17 protein-coding genes are annotated in these 17,222 nt (G+C 66.6%); 9 read left to right on the forward strand and 8 right to left on the reverse strand.

Annotated features, from left to right (window positions below):
• Positions 1-33: 33 nt before the first annotated feature.
• From BPET_RS19835 to BPET_RS19870, 8 genes are read left to right on the forward strand one after another with little or no spacing between them, the layout of a single operon-like run.
• Complete coding sequence (locus BPET_RS19835; protein WP_012250800.1) at positions 34-855, forward strand: SDR family oxidoreductase; 822 nt, start codon at positions 34-36, stop codon at positions 853-855.
• A gap of 60 nt (positions 856-915) precedes the next feature.
• Positions 916-2,163 carry a branched-chain amino acid ABC transporter substrate-binding protein gene (locus BPET_RS19840; RefSeq protein ID WP_012250801.1) on the forward strand — a complete coding sequence of 416 codons (1,248 nt, stop codon included), beginning with the start codon at positions 916-918 and terminating at the stop codon, positions 2,161-2,163.
• 10 nt (positions 2,164-2,173) lie between these two features.
• Positions 2,174-3,115, forward strand: a complete 942-nt coding sequence (locus tag BPET_RS19845) for a branched-chain amino acid ABC transporter permease (RefSeq protein WP_041863089.1) — start codon at positions 2,174-2,176, stop codon at positions 3,113-3,115.
• 4 nt (positions 3,116-3,119) lie between these two features.
• On the forward strand, positions 3,120-4,400 hold the full coding sequence (locus tag BPET_RS19850) for a branched-chain amino acid ABC transporter permease (RefSeq protein ID WP_012250803.1): 1,281 nt from the start codon (positions 3,120-3,122) through the stop codon (positions 4,398-4,400).
• Positions 4,397-5,152 carry an ABC transporter ATP-binding protein gene (locus BPET_RS19855; protein ID WP_012250804.1) on the forward strand — a complete coding sequence of 252 codons (756 nt, stop codon included), beginning with the start codon at positions 4,397-4,399 and terminating at the stop codon, positions 5,150-5,152. The genes BPET_RS19850 and BPET_RS19855 overlap by 4 nt, the downstream gene beginning before the upstream one ends.
• Positions 5,149-5,871 carry an ABC transporter ATP-binding protein gene (locus BPET_RS19860; RefSeq protein WP_012250805.1) on the forward strand — a complete coding sequence of 241 codons (723 nt, stop codon included), beginning with the start codon at positions 5,149-5,151 and terminating at the stop codon, positions 5,869-5,871. The genes BPET_RS19855 and BPET_RS19860 overlap by 4 nt, the downstream gene beginning before the upstream one ends.
• A gap of 44 nt (positions 5,872-5,915) precedes the next feature.
• Positions 5,916-6,857 carry a BKACE family enzyme gene (locus tag BPET_RS19865; protein ID WP_041863090.1) on the forward strand — a complete coding sequence of 314 codons (942 nt, stop codon included), beginning with the start codon at positions 5,916-5,918 and terminating at the stop codon, positions 6,855-6,857.
• Between the two features lie 25 nt (positions 6,858-6,882).
• Positions 6,883-7,782: an SDR family NAD(P)-dependent oxidoreductase gene (locus tag BPET_RS19870; RefSeq protein WP_012250807.1), complete on the forward strand. Its 900-nt coding sequence runs from the start codon at positions 6,883-6,885 to the stop codon at positions 7,780-7,782.
• Between the two features lie 34 nt (positions 7,783-7,816).
• Here BPET_RS19870 and BPET_RS19875 read toward each other — a convergent pair whose 3' ends face one another.
• From BPET_RS19875 to BPET_RS19895, 5 genes are all read right to left on the reverse strand, one after another.
• The gene (locus BPET_RS19875) at positions 7,817-8,797 is read right to left on the reverse strand and encodes a M14 family metallopeptidase (protein ID WP_012250808.1); all 981 of its coding nucleotides are present in this window, start codon (positions 8,795-8,797) and stop codon (positions 7,817-7,819) included.
• Between the two features lie 24 nt (positions 8,798-8,821).
• Positions 8,822-9,808 carry a Bug family tripartite tricarboxylate transporter substrate binding protein gene (locus BPET_RS19880; RefSeq protein WP_012250809.1) on the reverse strand — a complete coding sequence of 329 codons (987 nt, stop codon included), beginning with the start codon at positions 9,806-9,808 and terminating at the stop codon, positions 8,822-8,824.
• Between the two features lie 147 nt (positions 9,809-9,955).
• Complete coding sequence (locus tag BPET_RS19885; RefSeq protein WP_012250810.1) at positions 9,956-10,870, reverse strand: LysR family transcriptional regulator; 915 nt, start codon at positions 10,868-10,870, stop codon at positions 9,956-9,958.
• Positions 10,871-10,956: 86 nt separating this feature from the next.
• The gene (locus BPET_RS19890) at positions 10,957-12,273 is read right to left on the reverse strand and encodes an APC family permease (RefSeq protein WP_012250811.1); all 1,317 of its coding nucleotides are present in this window, start codon (positions 12,271-12,273) and stop codon (positions 10,957-10,959) included.
• A 161-nt stretch (positions 12,274-12,434) separates the two neighbouring features.
• Positions 12,435-13,274 carry an AraC family transcriptional regulator gene (locus tag BPET_RS19895; RefSeq protein ID WP_012250812.1) on the reverse strand — a complete coding sequence of 280 codons (840 nt, stop codon included), beginning with the start codon at positions 13,272-13,274 and terminating at the stop codon, positions 12,435-12,437.
• A gap of 197 nt (positions 13,275-13,471) precedes the next feature.
• Here BPET_RS19895 and BPET_RS19900 point away from each other — a divergent pair, with 197 nt between their 5' ends.
• The gene (locus BPET_RS19900; RefSeq protein WP_012250813.1) at positions 13,472-14,623 is read left to right on the forward strand and encodes a metallophosphoesterase; all 1,152 of its coding nucleotides are present in this window, start codon (positions 13,472-13,474) and stop codon (positions 14,621-14,623) included.
• Between the two features lie 9 nt (positions 14,624-14,632).
• On the opposite strand, the gene BPET_RS19905 is transcribed toward BPET_RS19900, so the two are convergent.
• From BPET_RS19905 to BPET_RS19915, 3 genes are all read right to left on the reverse strand, one after another.
• The gene (locus BPET_RS19905) at positions 14,633-15,346 is read right to left on the reverse strand and encodes a class II aldolase/adducin family protein (protein WP_012250814.1); all 714 of its coding nucleotides are present in this window, start codon (positions 15,344-15,346) and stop codon (positions 14,633-14,635) included.
• A 38-nt stretch (positions 15,347-15,384) separates the two neighbouring features.
• Positions 15,385-16,374, reverse strand: coding sequence for a tripartite tricarboxylate transporter substrate binding protein (locus tag BPET_RS19910; RefSeq protein ID WP_012250815.1), 990 nt, complete (start codon positions 16,372-16,374; stop codon positions 15,385-15,387).
• A 138-nt stretch (positions 16,375-16,512) separates the two neighbouring features.
• Complete coding sequence (locus BPET_RS19915) at positions 16,513-17,133, reverse strand: flavin reductase family protein (protein ID WP_041863093.1); 621 nt, start codon at positions 17,131-17,133, stop codon at positions 16,513-16,515.
• Positions 17,134-17,222: the final 89 nt, after the last annotated feature.

Here is a 17,222-nt window from a genome sequence, read left to right on the forward strand (position 1 = left end):
GATTTGCGCGGGCGCGTCCGTGACACTGGCGATATGCCCACCACAGGATACAAACAGGTGCACAACAGCCTCATCGACACGCTGCGGCCCACGCCCGGGCTGCGCGTCCTGGTCACCGCCGGCGCATCCGGCATCGGCGCCGCCGTGGCCCGCGCCCTGCGCGAGACCGGAGCCCGCGTGCATGTCTGTGACATCGACCGCGCCGCGCTCGACCGCCTGGCCGCCGAGACACCCGAGATCACCACCACCATGGCCGACGCGTCGGTTCCGCGCGACGTGGACACAGTCTTCGCCGACGTGCAGAACAGCCTTGGCGGGCTGGACGTGCTGGTGAACAACGTGGGCATCGCCGGGCCGACGGGCCCCGTCGAAAGCCTGCAGGCCGGCGACTGGCAGCGCACGATCGACGTGAACCTGAACAGCCATTTCTACTTCGCCAGCCGCGCCGTGCCGCTGCTGAAGGCGTCGCGCAACAATCCGTGCCTGATCGCCATGAGTTCGGTGGCGGGCCGGCTGGGCTACGCGCTGCGCACGCCCTACGCCTCTACCAAATGGGCCATCGTCGGGTTCATGAAATCGCTGGCTATCGAACTGGGCCCGCACGGCGTGCGGGTCAACGCCATTCTTCCCGGCACAGTCGAAGGCGAACGCATGGATGGCGTCATCGGCGCGCGCGCCGCGGCCGCCGGCGTGCCGGTGGAAACCATGCGCAACGAATACCTGGGCAAGATCTCGCTGCGCCGCATGGTCACCGCCGACGACATCGCCGCCACGGCGCTATTCCTGTGTTCGCCCGCCGCGCGCAACATCACTGGCCAGGCCATCAGCGTGGACGGCAATATCGAATATCTCTGAACACCCGGCGCCGGCCCCGCCGGCCCGTTCCATGGCAATCTAAAAAAACAGGAGACAGGCATGAACAAACTCGACTTTTCCGCCATTATCGTGGCGTCCACGCTGGGGGCCTGCTGCGCCATGCCCGCCTCGGCGGCGCCGGTCAAGATCGGCCTGGTGGAAACGCTTTCCGGCCCCCAGGCGTCATCGGGCCAAGCCTACCGCACCGCCGTGCGCTATGTCGTCGACCAGATCAATGCCGCTGGTGGCTGGAACGGCGAACCGGTGCAACTGCTCGAATACGACAACCAGGGCGGCCCCGCGGGCGCGGCCGACAAGCTCAAGGCGGCTGCCGCCGACGGCGTGCAGATCGTCGTGCAGGGCGCTTCGTCGGCCATCGGCGGACAAATCACCGAAGACATCCGCAAGCACAACCTGCGCAACCCCGGCAAAGAGATGGTCTACATCAACATGGGCGCCGAGGCGCTGGAGCTTACCGGCGAAAAGTGCAACTTCTACCACTTCCGCTTTGCCGGCAATGCGCAGGTGCGCACCAAGGCGCTGGTCGAAGGCATGAAGAAAGCCGGCGCCCTGGGCACCAAGGTGTACGCCATCAACCAGAACTACTCGTGGGGCCAGGACATGCAGCAGGCGATTCTGGACAACCAGAAGCCCGGCGGCTACACGGTGGTCGAAAAGACCCTGCACGACGTCAACAAGATCCAGGACTTTTCCCCCTACGTCGCCAAAATCGCTTCCTCTGGCGCCGAAACAGTCATTACGGGCAACTGGTCCAACGACCTGCTGCTGCTCATGAAGGCATCGAAGGCGGCCGGCCTGAAGGCGCGCTATGGCACGGTGTACCTGGACCAGCCGGGCAACCTCGCTAACGCGGGCGACCTGGCCGAAGGCAACTTCGTCGTGCACACGTTCAACGCCGAAGCGGGCGACGCGCAAGCCGAGCAATTCGTGCAGGACTACCAGGCCAAGACCGGCCACATGCCGGTGTTCATCGAGCCGCAAACGGTCTACGGCATGAAGATGGTGGCCGATGCGCTCAAGCGCACCCAGCCCCGGAACGGCGCCCTGAGCGTGAACGACCTGGCGCTGGCGCTCGAAACCGCGCGCATTCCCACGCCCATGGGTGAAATGAGCATGCGCGCCGCCGATCACCAGGCGCAGTTGCCCATGGTGGTGTCCACCGTCACGCGCGATGCGCGGCACAAGGTCGACAACACCGACATGGGCTTCAAGCCGGTGCTGCTGCTGACCGCCCAGCAGGCGTCGACGCCCGCGCAGGCCAGTTGCAAGATGAAGCGACCCGGTTGAGCGCCGCCCCATGGAACAGCTTTTCTTTTCTTTGATGAACGGCGTCATCTACGGACTGCTGCTCTTCATGGTGTCGGCCGGCCTGACCCTGATCTTCGGCATGATGGGCGTACTGAACTTCGCGCACGCGTCGTTCTACATGCTGGGCGCCTATTTCGCCTATACGCTGCAGGGCGTGGCGGGATTCTGGCCCGCCGTGGTCGCCGCGCCGTTGTTGGTGGGGCTGATCGGCGTGGTGGTAGAACGCTGCTTCCTGCGCCGGGTGCACCGCCACGGGCACGCGCACGAGCTGCTGCTGACCTTCGGCCTGTCGTTCATCATCGCAGAGATCATCAAGCTGTTCTACGGCAACTACCCTGTCGACTATCGCGTCCCGGCTTCGCTGGATTTTGCCGCGTTCGCCATCGGCAGCACCCAGTATCCGTTCTACCGGCTATTGATGGGCGGCATCGCCATCGCGATGTTCATCGCCATCTACCTGATGCTGACCCGCACGCGCGTGGGCATCGTGGTGCGTTCTGCCATCCACCGCCCCAGCATGGCCGAGGCGCTGGGCCACAACGTGCCGCTGGTGTTCATGGGCGTATTCGGCGTGGGCGCGGCGCTGGCCGGGCTGGCTGGCGCCGTGGCGGGCGCCTTCTACACCACCAACCCCAACATGGCCCTGGAACTGGGCGTCATGGTGTTCGTGGTGGTGGTGGTGGGCGGCCTGGGGTCGCTGGTCGGCGCAATGCTGGCATCGCTGCTGATCGGCATCATCACCTCGCTGGCCGTCACGGTAGACGCCAGCCTGGCCGACCTGTTCGACCTGTTCGGCGCCGGGGAATGGGCGCGCGGCGTGGGCGGACTGATGACGCTGAACCTGTCCAGCTTGGCCGCGACGCTGCCTTTCGCGCTGATGCTGCTGATCCTGCTGGTTCGGCCCGGCGGCCTGATGGGCGAGAAAAACTGAAGCCATGAGAAAAACCCTGATCGCCTGCCTGGCGGGCGCCCTCGTGCTGGCGGCGCTGCCGTTCCTGCTATCGCAAGGCCTGCTCAATGCGGCCATCCAGATGCTGATCGCCGCCCTGTTCGCCAGCGCCTACAACTTGCTGTGCGGACAGGCTGGCATGCTGTCTTTCGGGCACGCGGCCTACTTCGGCGTGGGCGCCTTCGCCACCGTGCACGCCATGAACGCCGTGGGCGGCGCGGGCCTGCTGCCCACGCCCCTGATGCCGCTGGCTGGCGCGGTGGGCGGCCTGGTCTTTGGCGGCATCGCCGGCTGGTTCGCCACCCAGCGCAGCGGCACCTATTTCGCCATGATCACCCTGGCCATCGCCGAACTGGTGCACTCGCTGGCGCCGCACCTGAAAGGCATCTTCGGCGGCGAGGCGGGCATATCGACCATGCGCATGCCCGCGTGGGGCTTCGATTTCGGCTCGACCACGCAGGTGTACTACCTGACACTGGCCTGGGTGCTGGCCGCCATGACGCTGCTGTTTTTGTATACGCGCACGCCCTTGGGCAGGTTGACGCTGGGGCTGCGCGAAAACAGCCACCGGCTGAAGTTCCTGGGCTACAACGTGCACGGCCTGAGCACGCTGGTATTCGCCATATCGGCCATGTTCTCCGGCATGGCGGGCGGGCTGCAGGTGCTGTCCAACGAGTCTGCCAACTATGTCGTGTTCGATGCCTCGCTGTCGGCCGCCGCTGTGCTCAACGCCTATATCGGCGGCGTGCAAGTGTTCCTGGGGCCTGCGTTCGGCGCGGCGCTGATGACCTTCTTCGGCTATGCCATTTCCGACCTGACGCGCTCATGGCTGCTTTACCAGGGCATCCTGTTCGTGCTGGTCATGATGTTCCTGCCCACCGGCCTGACCGGGCTGATCGCCATAGTCGGGCGCCTGCGCGAACGCCACCGGCTGGGCCGCCTGGCGCCGCTGTTCCTGCTGGCTATCGGCTGCGCCGTGCTGGGCAGCGCCGCGACCGTATTCACCATAGAGCTGCTGCAGCGGCTGTTCTCGCAGGAATATCGCGCGCTGCTGCAAGCCTCCGCCGGCGGCGCCTGGCCCCCCGTGGCGCTGTTCGACCACGCATGGCAGCCCGCGTCCGCCGCCACCTGGGGCGTGCCGCTGCTGCTGTTCGGCGCGGCCGGGCTGATGTTCTGGCGCTGCCGCCGGCTGCTGGACACCCTGGCCGGCGACGAGGCGTCCGCCCACGCCCCGCTACCGGTGCGGCATAGCGAGGAATCGGCATGAGCACTTCCCTACTCACCCTGCACGACCTGCGCAAGTCATTCGGCCCCACTGACATCATTCGCGGTGTGGACCTGGAGGTGCGCGAGGGCGAGCGGCACGCGCTGATCGGGCCTAACGGCGCGGGCAAGTCCACGCTGTTCCATCTGGTGTCCGGCCAGCTGGCGCCCACTTCCGGCGCCATCCGCTTCGAAGGCCGCGACATCGGCGGCCGTCCGCCCCAGGCGATCAACCGCCTGGGCCTGGCGCGCTCGTTCCAGATCACCAATATTTTTCCCAGGCTGAGCACCTACGAAAACGTGCGCCTGGCGGTCATGCGCGCGCACGGCCTGCAGTACGCATTCTGGAAGTTCATTGACCGCGACCGCCGCATACGCGACGAAACCGGACGCCTGCTCGAACTGGTGCGCCTGGCGCCCAAGGCCGGCGCCATCGCCGGCGAAATGGCGTATTCCGAGCAGCGTTCGCTGGAAATCGCCATGACGCTCGCGTCCAACCCCCGGTTGATTCTGCTGGACGAACCCATGGCCGGCATGTCGCACGACGAAACCCAGTACACCGCCCAGCTGATCCGCGAGATTTCGGTCGGACGCACGCTGATGATCGTCGAACACGACATGGACGTGGTGTTCTCTTTGAGCGACCGCGTCAGCGTCCTGGTCTACGGCCAGGTCATCGCAACCGGAACGCCCACCGAAATCCGCGGCCACGCGGGCGTGCGCGAAGCCTACCTGGGCGACGAGGCCACTGTATGAGCACTGCCGATACCCCCTTGCTGGGCGTGGAAAACCTGCACGCCCACTACGGAAAAAGCCACGTCCTGCACGGCGTCGACCTGCGGGTCGGGCAGGGCGAGGTCGTCAGCCTGGTGGGCCGCAACGGCGTGGGGCGCTCTACCACCATGAAAGCCATCATGGGCCTGGTGCCGCCCAGCTCCGGCCGCGTGCGGCTGCGCGGGCGCGACCTGGCGGGCGCCCGCCCCTATGCCATCTGCCGCGCCGGCATTGCCTATGTGCCGGAAGAACGCGAGGTCTTTGCCAACCTCACCGTGGACGAAAATCTGCGCATGGGCCAGCAGCCTGCCGTGCCCGGCGCGCATCGCTGGACCGTCGAGCAGATGTTCGACTACTTCCCGCGCCTGAAAGAACGGCGTGGCACCAAGGCGGGCAGCCTGTCGGGCGGCGAGCAGCAGATGCTGACCATCTGCCGCTCGCTGCTGGGCAATCCGCTGGTGATGTTGATCGACGAACCCACCGAAGGCCTGGCCCCGCGCATCGTGGCCCAGGTGGGCGAGTGCATCCAGGACATGCATCGCAAGGGCGTCTCGGTGCTGCTGGTCGAGCAGAAGCTGACCATCGCGCTGAAAGTCTCGACGCGCGTGTGCGTCATGGGTCACGGCCGCATCGTTTTCGAGGGCGCGCCGCATGAACTGAGCTCGAACGAGGCCCTGGTCGCGCAATGGCTGGCCGTTTAAGCACCGGGGCGCCCACCCCCAATCCGCTACCGATGAGATCCAATATGACAAACCGCCAAGAGAAGGTCATTATTACCTGCGCCGTCACGGGGTCGGTGCATACGCCGACCATGTCCGAGCACCTGCCGCTGACGCCCGCCCAAATCGCCGAGCAGGCCATCGAAGCCGCCGAAGCCGGCGCGGCCATCCTGCACCTGCACGCGCGCGATCCGCGCGACGGCCGTCCCACGGCCGACCCCGCTGTGTTCGACGAATTCATCCCGCGCATCCGCGACGCGACCGACGCCGTGATCAACATCACCACCGGCGGCAGCACCCGCATGACGCTCGAGGAACGCCTGGCCTACCCTCTGCGCGCCAAGCCCGAGATGTGCTCGCTGAACATGGGTTCGATGAATTTCTCCATTCATCCGGCTGCGCGGCGCATTTCCGAATGGAAGCACGGCTGGGAAAAGCCGTACATAGAAGGCATGGAAGACCTCATCTTCCGCAACACCTTCCGCGACATCCGGCACATCCTCAAGGTACTCGGCGAAGAGTGCGGCACGCGCTTCGAGTTCGAATGCTATGACATGGGGCATTTGTACAACCTGGCGCATTTCGTCGACGAAGGCCTCATCAAAGGCCCGCTCTTCATACAGAGCATCTTCGGCATCCTGGGCGGCATGGGCCCCGACCCCGAAAACCTGGTGGCCATGAAAACCACCGCCGACCGCCTGTTCGGCCGCGACGGGTACCGCTTCTCGGTGCTGGGCGCGGGCCGCCATCAGATGCCGCTGGTCACCATGGGCGCCATCCTGGGCGGCAACGTGCGCGTGGGCCTGGAAGACAGCCTGTACCTGGCCCGGGGACAACTGGCAAAATCATGCGCGGAACAGGTCGGCAAAATCCGCCGCATCCTGAGCGAGCTTTCACTGGACATAGCCACGCCCGCCGAAGCGCGGGCCATGCTGGGCCTGAAGGGAGCAGACGCGGTGGCGTTCTGAACCCGGTCGATTTCTAGGAGAATTCATGAAAAAGTATCTGCAGGATCGTGTAGCCATCGTCACGGGCGCCGGTAGCGGCCTGGGCCGGGCGCATGCCCTGGAACTCGCCCGCCAGGGCGCGCGCGTCGTGGTCAACGACGTGGCCGGCGCGCATGCCGGTTCGCCCGCCAGCGCCGTAGTCGATGAAATCGTGCGCAATGGCGGCACGGCGCTGGCCGCCGGCGGCGACGTCACCGACTACGACGCCATGCAAAGCCTGGTGGGCCGCGTCATGGATGAATGGCAGCGCGTCGACATCCTGGTCAACAACGCCGGCATCCTGCGGGACAAGAGCTTTTCCAAGATGAGCCTGGAAGATTTCCGGCAAGTGCTCGACGTGCACCTGATGGGCAGCGTGCACTGTATCAAGGCGGTGTGGGAGATCATGCGCGAACAGCGCTACGGCCGCATCGTGATGACGACCTCGTCATCGGGCCTGTATGGCAATTTCGGGCAATCCAACTACAGCGCCGCCAAGATGGCCCTGGTGGGCCTGATGCAGACCCTGGCGCTGGAAGGCGCCAAGCACGACATCCGCGTGAACTGCCTGGCTCCCACCGCCGCCACCGCCATGACGGAAGGCATACTGCTGCCCGAAGCCCTGGAACGCCTGTCGCCGGCCGCCGTCAGCCCCGCCGTGGTCGCCCTGGTGGGCGAAGACGCCCCCACCCGCTGCATTCTGCTGGCGGGCGCGGGCGGCGTCGAAAGCGCCAACATCACCATGACGCGCGGCATTGTTGTCGATTCCGACGCAGACGCCGCGCAGCAGATCCGCGCGCGCATGGATGAAATTCGCGACCGCTCTGGCGAACTCGTGCCGGGCACGGGTTTCGAACAATGCCAGTTCGAGCTGGCCAAGGCCGGCTTCGATATGCAGCTTCCGTAGCGCCTTTCATCCGCGCCCACGCGCGCGGCGGCGCTCAGCCTGCGTACTCGCGCGCCAGGCGCACCACCGTCACGCCGGGCTTCAATTGCCGCAGCGACGGCATGATCAAGGTGCAGTTGTCATAGGGCGTGACCACCGGCGCGCCGTCCGCCCAGCCGATCAGCGACCCGGCCTCGGCCAGGGTTTCCAGTCCCTGCCAGGGCTGCGCGAAGCGCAGGTCCATCGAAGGGGCCACCACGGCATCGGTCACTTGCAACACGCGCTGCGGGCCGGCGCCGTGGAGGGCGCCGCACGCCTGGTCTGGTGGCGTATCAGGCAGCAGCCAGCCGTCCGGCATGTCGGTGGCATCGATCACGGCCGACTCGACCAGCATGCGGGCTACCAGATCGCGGGCTGCCAGTCGCGCCGCGGGGTCGCCATGGAAACCGCACTCGATCAACAGCGCGCAGGCATCGGCTTGGCCGGGGTCGCCGAAGCGACCGTAATCGCGCATGCGCACGCCGTCCTGGTGGCCGGCGTCCACAATGACATGCCGCGGCGCGCCCAGCCGGCGCGCCAACGCAATATTGCGTGGCAGCACGCCGGTAAGCAACAGCGGCGCGCCGGGCTCATGCATCGAATGCAGGTCCAGCAGCCAGTCGGCCCGCTCCACCCACGGCCTCAACGCCGCGCCGCGCCGTCGCTCGCACGAAACGGGGTCATCCAGGCGCTGCGCGCTCCAGACCCGGTTCAGGTCTTCGTCGACAAACCGCGACGCGTCATGGCGGGCCGAGTCGAAGCGGTCGAACGCCTCAAGGTTGCAGAACGCCAGCGTCAGGCTGCCGCGGCGCGGCCGCAGGCCCGACGCCAGCAATTCCTTCAATGCCCACGCGCCGCACAGCTCATTGCCGTGCACCAGGGCGGTCACCATCAACGCCCTGCCCGGCGTGCCCGAATCGAAATGCCACACGCCAGGCGTGCCGGTGTTGCCCGCGCGCTCGGCCGACAGGTCCGGGGCGGAAAGCTGGAATTGCATGATGCGTCGTTTCTCGTGCTGCGGTTACTGTGCGTCGATCTGCGCGGCCTTGACCAGCGCGCCGTATTTTTTGGTTTCGTTGGCCTGGTACGCAACCGGGTCGATGCCGGGTTGCGCCAGCACGCCGCCGGCCTGCTGCAGCTTCGCGCGGAAGTGTTCCGACTGCAGCGTTTGCGCCAGCGCCGCGCGCAGCTTGGCGGCCACCGGCTCGGGCAGGCCCGCGGGGCCGTACAGGGCGAACCAGACATTGATGTCCACCCCTTCGAAACCCGGGGTTTCGGCCAGGGCGGGAATATCCGGCGCGGCGGGAGAACGCTGCTTCTCGGTCACGCCCAGCGCCACCACTTTACCGCCCCGCACCTGCGGCAAGCCCGACGACAACACCAGCACGCCGTAGTCGAGCTGGCCGCTCATCAGGTCCGTCACCATGGGGGCGACGCCACGATAAGGCACGTGCGCGGCGCGGGTGCCGGTGGACTGGTTGACCATCTCGCCCGCCAGGTGCAGCGCCGTACCCACGCCCGACGAGCCGAAGTTGTACGTGCCGGGCTGCGCCGCCCGCAACTTCTGCAGATACTGCTCGGCGGTGGTGACGCCCGATTCTTTGCTGGCGGCCAGCAGCATGGGCTGCGAGGCGATCACGCCCAAGGCCGTGAAGTCCTTGGCGCCGTCGTACTTGACGGCCGGATTGACCATGCGGGCAATCACCATTTCGTTGGTCGACCCCAGCAACAGGGTGTAGCCGTCAGGCTCGGTGCGCGCCACGCGCTGGGCGCCGATGGTGCCGCCGGCCCCGCCCACGTTCTCGATCACCACGCTTTGCCCCAGGCGCTTGGCAAGCTCTTCGCCGAACAGGCGGGCAGTAAGGTCTACGCTGCCGCCAGCCGGGTATCCCACCACCAGCGATATCGAGCGCTCGGGGTAATCGGCCATTGCGGGCGCCGCAGCAGCGCAGGCAACAATGGAACAGAGCACGACCCTGGTGGCGTGCCGCGACTTGAACAATTTCATGATGTCTCCCTTGGGGGTGCTGAAATGGACGGCGTATCCGTCTCGTTGGAATATCGGTGGATATTCTCGGGCACCCTTTCAGACATCATGTGCCGAATCAGCACATTCGCGTGCTGATTCGATTAAAATTGAGCGAACCCGGCCGACTCAGGCCGCGCGGCTCGCAGTCACGTCCCAGGCTGCCTCGGCCAGGTCGGCCAGCCTGGCGCGCGACCGGTACAGGCGCACCTCGAAAGAGATTTCCTCGCTGCGCCCGCCCAACGCCGCCAGCACACCGCGGCGGCAGTCTCCCGCCACCATGGACCACGGCAGCCACGCCACGCCCAGCCCCTTGAGCACCAGGCCATGCGCGGCATCCAGGGAGTCGATGCGCATGAAAGGCGCCAGCGCGTACGGCATGGCCTCCAGCCGGTCGCCGAGAATGCGCTCCATCGACAGCCCGCCGGCATACGTAAGCAGCGGTACGCCCGGACCGGTTTCGCGCAACGCATAACGCGGCCGGCCGCGCGTATCCGCCTGACTGACGGGCACCAGCTTGTCGATGCCCAGCGTCATGTAGCGGTAGCGTTCGGGACTGAGCTGCACCGACAGCGCCGGATGCTCGTAACAGCACAGCAGGTCGATGCGGCCCTGCTCCATCCGCGCGACCAGCTCTTTCATCATGCCGGTGCTGAGCTCGACCTGCGCGCCGTCGGTCAGCACCTTCGGGCTGCGATGCCGCAAGCGGGCGATCCAGTCGGCTACCAGCGTGCGGGCCAGGCTGCGCCCCGTTGCGATGCGCAGCACGGGTTCGCCGGCCGCCCCCGCGCCCCGTATGCGGTGACGCACCTGCTCCATTCGCTCGACGACCTGGGTCGCCGCCTTGAGCAGGGCTTCGCCTTGCGGCGTCAGGATGACGGGCGCCCGCTGGCGCTGCACCAGCGGCGTGCCAGCCCAGGCTTCCAGCGCGCGGATACGCCGGCCGAACGCCGGATGGGTAACGTGGCGCAGTTCAGCCGCGCGCACGAAGCTGCCGGTCTGGGCCAGCGCGATCAGATCTTCCAGGAGTTTCAGGTCGGCCATGGGTTTGGTCGCAAGCGAGTCGGGCAATGATAGGCGCAGATCGCGCCGCTGCCCAATGCTTTCTGCCGGGGGCGCCAATGCCCCGCTTACAAGGCCTGCCTTCCCGCCCGCCGGCTGGCCAGTCGCGCCCCGCCCATCAGCAGGCCCAGCGCCAGCCACGCGGCGCCGCCGGCCAGCCCTGCCGCGCCGCTGGAAACCAGCAGCACCAGCGCCATGACGAACGCCAGGGGCAGCAGGACCTTGGGCCACGGCATCTGGAACGCGGGCCGTGGGCTGCCCCCGCGGCGCAGCTTCAGCAGCACCAGCAACGGTGGAATGAAATGCAGCACATACAGGAAGCCGCCTATCGCGGTGGAAATATGCAGCGTGCCCACCAGCGCCACCAACGCCAGCATGGCTGCGCTGACCAGCACCGCGACCCAGGGCGCGCCGCTGGCGGGGCCGACCCTCGCCAGGGCCGCCGGCAGCAAGCCATCGCGCGCCATGGCGAAACTGATGCGCGAGGTCGCCACCAGCACGGCGTTCGCCGTGGCCGCCGTTGTCAGAACAGCCACCATCGCCACCACGCGGGCCCCCACGGGCCCCAGGAAAGCCTGCGCGGCATCGGCCAGCGGCGCGGCGGAAGCGCCGAGTTCGCGCCAGTCGAGCGTGCCCAGCGCGGCGCAGGCAACCAGCAAATACACCACCAGCACGATGCCAAGCGTCAGCAGAATGGCCAGTGGCAGGTTGCGTTCGGGCTTTTCGATTTCTTCTCCGGCCGCGGCAACCATGTCGAACCCGCCGAAGGCCAGGAAGGCGATCAGCGCGGCCGAGAGTATTCCGGCGAACCCGTTGGGCATCAGGGGGGTGAAGCGGTCCGCGTCCACCGACGGCATGCCCAGCACGGCGAAACCCAGCAGGCCCGCCAGCGCCAGCCCGATGACCAGCACCTGCAACTGCCCCGACAGCTTGACGCCCGCCAGGTTGACCGCCGCGCAAACCAGCACCAGCCCGACGGCGCTCCAGGTGGCGGGCAGGCCGGTCAGCGACGCCAGATACCCGCCGAATCCCAGCGTGACATAGCCACTGACAAAAATATAGGCGCCCCAGAACACCCAGCCCATCAGAAAGCCCCATCCGCGCCCCAGCACTTCGCGCACGAACACATAGCCGCCGCCTGCCTCCGGGTATCGGCAGGCCAGCTCCGCATAAGGCAGCGCGATCAGCAGCGACGCGATGAATGCCAGGCCGAACGCCAGCAGCGCGGCTGGCCCGGCCAACGCCGCCGTGTGTCCGACCAATACGAAGATGCCTCCGCCTATCGTTCCGCCGACGCCCAGCGCGACGGCGCCGCGCAAACCCAAAGCCCGGCGCAACTGCGCCCGGGGCGGCCCGGCTTGCTTGCACGTTGCGGGTGTTGCCATGCCGACTTCCTGAACAGTTATAAGAGTCCGGGAAGTATCGGCAAAAGCTGGAACGGCGTATTGGCAAAAATTGCGGAGCGTGCTGCCGGGCGCCGCCGCCAGGCCGTTATCTGGCTGTGAACCGGCTGGGATCCGGCCGTGACCCGACCGCTGGCAGATCGCTAATGAACCGCCCCGCCGGCGGCCGCCCTGGCAAACTGCAGCGGCGTGATTCCGTAGCACCGCTTGAAGTGCCTGGTCAGCGCGCTTTGGTCGTAGAAGCCCGTGGCCGCGGCGACCTGCGCAATGGGCATCCCCCGCCGCAGGAAATGGCAGGCGCGCCCCAGGCGAACCTGGGTCAGGTACGAGTGCGGAGTCAGGCCCAGGCAGCGCTTGAACAGGCCAATGAGCTGGAACGGCGTCAGCCCCGCGGCCCGGCTGAGGTCTTCCAGGCGCAGATCCAGGGCGTACTGGGCCTGGATCATGTCGGTCGCCAGGCGCAGCAGCGCCTGGTCGCGCGGCGGCGGATCGATGCGCCCGCCACCGCTGCCATGCCGCTGGTACAGCCGTCCAAATGTCGAAAACAGCAGCTCGCGCTCGCGAAACAGGTCGCGGCCATCTTCAAGCGCGCGGTGCAGCGACAGGAAACTGGCGATGAGGTCGCCGTCGCTGAACATGTTGCGAGTGAAATAAGGAACGTCTTCGATTCCCAACCCAGCCGCCACGGCATCGATGGCCGACTGCGTCAGATAAAACGACCGGTACAACCAGCGTTCACTCGACCCCATCCAGCCCGCATGCGCCTCTACCGGGTTGAAGACGAACAGCGTCGACGCGCGCGCCTCTTCGACCACGCCGCGGCTCTTGATGACCGACCCGCCGGTTTCCGTCACGGCGATCACGAACCCGTCATGCGTATGCGGCGGATATTCCTGGGTGGAAAAATCCGCGTGCATCAGGCTGAGCCCGGGCGTGTGGCGATCCCACCAATAGCGCGACAGGTTCTTGGGGTCGCGAGGCACGGTGAACGCTCAGAACGAACGGACGCCGCAGGGGCGTCTGGGTGACGATAGCAACCATTTTAGCGAACCGCCCGACCGCTTGCGCGAGTTCGCGAGCCGGCTTCCACCCTGCGCCAAGCGCGTAATATTGCAGGCAGTTCCAATCCCGCCCGCCGGCGCTCCTGCGCCGGGCGTCGAGGCGGCACGCCTGCCTGCCGATGTCCAGAATCTCATTTGTCCTGCGTCTGGTCGCGATTGTCGCCGCCGCCCATGTCTATGTCGGCCTGCGCCTGATTCCCGATCTATCTCTCTCCGACGGTCAGCAATGGGCGGCCGTGGCGGCACTGACGCTGTCGTGCATTCTGATGCCGGTGTCCCTGGTGATCCGCCCTTTCGCGGCGCGCCCTTGGGCCGACCGGGTGGCCGCCATCGGGCTGGTGCTGATGGGCCTGTTCTCGTTCTTGTTCGTGCTCACCCTGCTGCGCGACGTGATGCTCGCGGCGGTGCTCACGGCCGGCACCCTGGCCTCGGCCGCGCTGCCGGCGGCCGCGCTCAAGACCGGCAGCGCCCTGGCGGTGCTGGCGCTGGCCCTGGCCGCCACGCTGGCCGGCGCCGTCAATGCCCGGCGTCTGGCGCGGGTGAAGCGCGTCGACGTGCCCATTGCCGGCCTGCCCAATGCGCTGCAGGGGTTCACCATTGCCCAGATCAGTGATATTCACGTCGGCCCCACCATCAAGCAGGGCTATGTGGAGCATATCGTGCAGGCGGTCAACGCCCTGCAGCCGGATATGGTGGCCATTACCGGCGACCTGGTCGACGGCCCGGTGGAGCAGCTCGCGCCGCACACCCGGCCGCTAGGCAGCCTGGCAGCGCGCCACGGCGCGTACCTGGTGACGGGCAACCACGAATACTATTCCGGCGCGGACCACTGGGTAGCAGAGTTTCGCCGCCTCGGCCTGCGAGTCTTGATGAACGAACACGTTGTGCTCGATCACGGCGATGCGCAACTGGTCGTGGCCGGAGTCACCGACTACAGCGCAGGCGCGTTCAACCCGGCACAGGCCAGCAACCCGGCGGCTGCCGTGGCCGGGGCCCCCGCCAGCGCCATCAGCCTGCTGCTGGCGCACCAGCCCCGCAGCGCCGCCGCGGCCGCGCCAGCCGGCTATCGGTTGCAGTTGTCGGGCCACACGCATGGCGGCCAGTTCCTGCCCTGGAACTTGTTCGTGCGCTTCCAGCAACCGTTTACCGCCGGCCTGCACCGTTACCAGGATATGTGGGTGTACACCAGCCGCGGCACCGGCTATTGGGGTCCGCCGTTGCGGCTGGGCGCACCCTCGGAAATTACCTTGCTGCGGCTGGTGGCGGGCTGACGCCCGCGCTTATTCAAAGGCCTTCTTTTTCCACAGCTCCCAGGGCCGGTTCATCACGCCTGCCATCATCTCGTCGGCCAGCGCGGCCTCCTCCTGGCTGAGATACGTGACTTCGCCGTTCAGGCCGATGGCCTTCTGCTGCAATGCCGCGTTCATCTCGGTATAGATGGCGCGGTACACCGCCACGGGGATACCGCCGCCCACCGCCACGAAACCATGCCCGCGCATCAGCGAAACCTGCCGGTCGCCCAGCGCCTGCGCCAGCGCCTTGCCGTGGTCGCGGTTGCGCACCAGCATATCGGTATGGCCGAAACAGCAGCGAATGTCGAACACCGGCGCGCCGCCGCCCAGGAAGCCGGCCATGTGGTAAATGGGCTGCAGCCGCACCGACGAACCGGCAAAGGGAATCACCGATGGCGAATGGCTGTGCACCACGGCGTGCACGTCGGGCCGCGCGCGATAGATCTCGCCATGGATATAGCGCTCCAGGTAGGGCTTGCGGTCATCCTGGCTGGCTACCTCGGAGTCCATGCCGAATTCCATGATGTCGTCGGCGGTGACCAGCTCGGGCGCGAGCGAACGCGACAGCAGGAAGCGCTGCGCGTCATGCGGATGCCGCACACTGACGTGGCCGAAACCGTCCAGCACGCCGAAGCGCGCCAGCACGCGGTTGGCGACCACCAGGTCATCGATGCAGGCTTTAAGGTCCGGGGCAATGCTCATGAAGTTTCCTTGGAACGAAGTCTGAAGACAGGGCGGCGTTATTGCAGCGTGATGCCCGCCTGCTTGGCCAGCTTGCCGTACATGTCCAGGTCTTTGTCGATCTGGCTGGCCATGGCCGCGGCGCCGGTTTTCTCGATTTCGTAGTAGCGGTCGCGGAAGGCTTTCTGCACGGCGGGGTCCGCCATGGTGGCCGTGACAGCCGCCTCGAACTTGGCCTTCACATCGGCGGGCAGCCCCTGCGGCCCGAACACGCCGAACCAAACTGAAATGTCCAGCGAGCCGAACGGCTTGGTCTCGGCAATGGCCGGCAAGTCGGGCATGAACGACACCCGCTTGGCCGAGGCCACGCCCAGCATGCGCAGCTTGCCGGTCTCGGCATGCGGCGCCAGGTTGGGAATGGTGCTGAACAGGATGGGCACCTGATTGCCCAGCCCGTCATTGACGGCCGGCGCGCAGCCCTTGTAAGGCACGTGGACCATGTCGAGTCCGGCCGCCTGCTTGACGAACTCGCCCGTGAAATGCTGCGGCGTGCCATTGCCGCAAGAAGAATAGCTGAGCTTGCCGTTGTTCTGCTTAACGTAGTCGATCAGCTGGGGCACGGTCTTGGCCGGCAGTGACGCATTGACACCCAGCGCCACCGGGGCGATGACCAGCAGCGACACGGGCGCCAATTCCTTGCGCACATCGGGCGTGCCCTGCATGGCCAGGCTGGCGTTGATGGTGAGCGTGCTGTTGGTCAGCAGGAAGGTATATCCGTCGGCCGGCGCGCGGGCGACCTGGCCGGCGCCGATATTGCCCGAAGCGCCCGGCTTGTTGTCCACAATGACCGACTGGCCGCCCAGCTGCGACGGCAGCTTGGTGGCCAGCAGCCGGGCAATGACGTCGGCGCCGCCGCCCGCGGCAAACGGCACCACCAGGGTAATCGGACGGTCGGGATAAGTGTCGGCCGCCTGGGCGGCGGCCGACCCCAACACAAGGCTCAGCAACAGGGCGTGCGTCGTCCGCCGCACTCGCGAGGCAGAAGGCATGGCGATTGTCTCCGGTTAATAATTAGTTATTTGAGTGCTGGCCATTATCTGGTCGCAGCCATACCGACTCAAATGAAATAATCTTATTAACCATATGGTCCGGTGTATGGATCGCCGGACCCGCCCGCCACTAGCGCATCAGCCCTGTCCGGGCCGGAACATCTCGAAGCGCTTCCCTTCGCTCATGTAATCCGCCCGATAGCCGGCACGCAGCGCCGGGTTCGCCAGGAACGTATCGAACAGGCCATCTCGCAGGTACTTGCGGCGGATGTGCACCCCCACTACCTGCCCGAACACGACCCAATGGCCGGCGCTGTCCCCGTTCAGGTCTTTCAGGGGAACGATGTCGAGCAACTTGCATTCCAGCACGGCGGGCGACGCCGCCACATGGGGCACGCTGATCGCGCGCCCGGCGGCGGACTCGATTCCCGCCAGTTGGAACTCGTTGATATCGGGGCCGACGGCCTCGGAAGTGGCATTCATGGCCTCGGCCAGTTCGCGGCTGACGAAGTTCCAGGCAAACTCGCGGGTCGCCTCGATATTGCGCACGCTGTCTTTGTAGCCCGCGCTGGAAAACGAAATGATGTCCGGCCGCGAGCACACGGCAGAGCAGAAGCTGTAGGGCGCCAGATTGGGCAGCCCCGCCGCATTGACGGTGGAAATCCAGCCGACGATGCGCGGCGCCACAATGGCCTTGAAAGGATCGTGGGCCAGGCCGTGGCCGGCATCGGGGCGATAAAAATGAACGTCGTCTTCCATAAGGGGCCTGGTCTGGTGCTTTGGGTCCGCCCCAAGGGCGGCGGTTGGGGAATGGCCGTGCGCGAGCATCCTTTGCTGGGCCAGTTACC

Origin of the sequence: Bordetella petrii, from assembly GCF_000067205.1 — a bacterium.
Taxonomy (GTDB): Bacteria; Pseudomonadota; Gammaproteobacteria; order Burkholderiales; family Burkholderiaceae_B; genus Bordetella_A; species Bordetella_A petrii.

Bases quoted from the DNA above. Each gene is read 5' to 3' on its own strand.
- BPET_RS19835 (WP_012250800.1), top strand. From the start codon at position 34: ATGCCCACCACAGGATACAAACAGGTGCACAACAGCCTCATCGACACG.
- BPET_RS19840 (WP_012250801.1), top strand. From the start codon at position 916: ATGAACAAACTCGACTTTTCCGCCATTATCGTGGCGTCCACGCTGGGG.
- BPET_RS19845 (WP_041863089.1), top strand. From the start codon at position 2,174: ATGGAACAGCTTTTCTTTTCTTTGATGAACGGCGTCATCTACGGACTG.
- BPET_RS19850 (WP_012250803.1), top strand. From the start codon at position 3,120: ATGAGAAAAACCCTGATCGCCTGCCTGGCGGGCGCCCTCGTGCTGGCG.
- BPET_RS19855 (WP_012250804.1), top strand. From the start codon at position 4,397: ATGAGCACTTCCCTACTCACCCTGCACGACCTGCGCAAGTCATTCGGC.
- BPET_RS19860 (WP_012250805.1), top strand. From the start codon at position 5,149: ATGAGCACTGCCGATACCCCCTTGCTGGGCGTGGAAAACCTGCACGCC.
- BPET_RS19865 (WP_041863090.1), top strand. From the start codon at position 5,916: ATGACAAACCGCCAAGAGAAGGTCATTATTACCTGCGCCGTCACGGGG.
- BPET_RS19870 (WP_012250807.1), top strand. From the start codon at position 6,883: ATGAAAAAGTATCTGCAGGATCGTGTAGCCATCGTCACGGGCGCCGGT.
- BPET_RS19875 (WP_012250808.1), bottom strand. From the start codon at position 8,797: ATGCAATTCCAGCTTTCCGCCCCGGACCTGTCGGCCGAGCGCGCGGGC.
- BPET_RS19880 (WP_012250809.1), bottom strand. From the start codon at position 9,808: ATGAAATTGTTCAAGTCGCGGCACGCCACCAGGGTCGTGCTCTGTTCC.
- BPET_RS19885 (WP_012250810.1), bottom strand. From the start codon at position 10,870: ATGGCCGACCTGAAACTCCTGGAAGATCTGATCGCGCTGGCCCAGACC.
- BPET_RS19890 (WP_012250811.1), bottom strand. From the start codon at position 12,273: ATGGCAACACCCGCAACGTGCAAGCAAGCCGGGCCGCCCCGGGCGCAG.
- BPET_RS19900 (WP_012250813.1), top strand. From the start codon at position 13,472: ATGTCCAGAATCTCATTTGTCCTGCGTCTGGTCGCGATTGTCGCCGCC.
- BPET_RS19905 (WP_012250814.1), bottom strand. From the start codon at position 15,346: ATGAGCATTGCCCCGGACCTTAAAGCCTGCATCGATGACCTGGTGGTC.
- BPET_RS19910 (WP_012250815.1), bottom strand. From the start codon at position 16,374: ATGCCTTCTGCCTCGCGAGTGCGGCGGACGACGCACGCCCTGTTGCTG.
- BPET_RS19915 (WP_041863093.1), bottom strand. From the start codon at position 17,133: ATGGAAGACGACGTTCATTTTTATCGCCCCGATGCCGGCCACGGCCTG.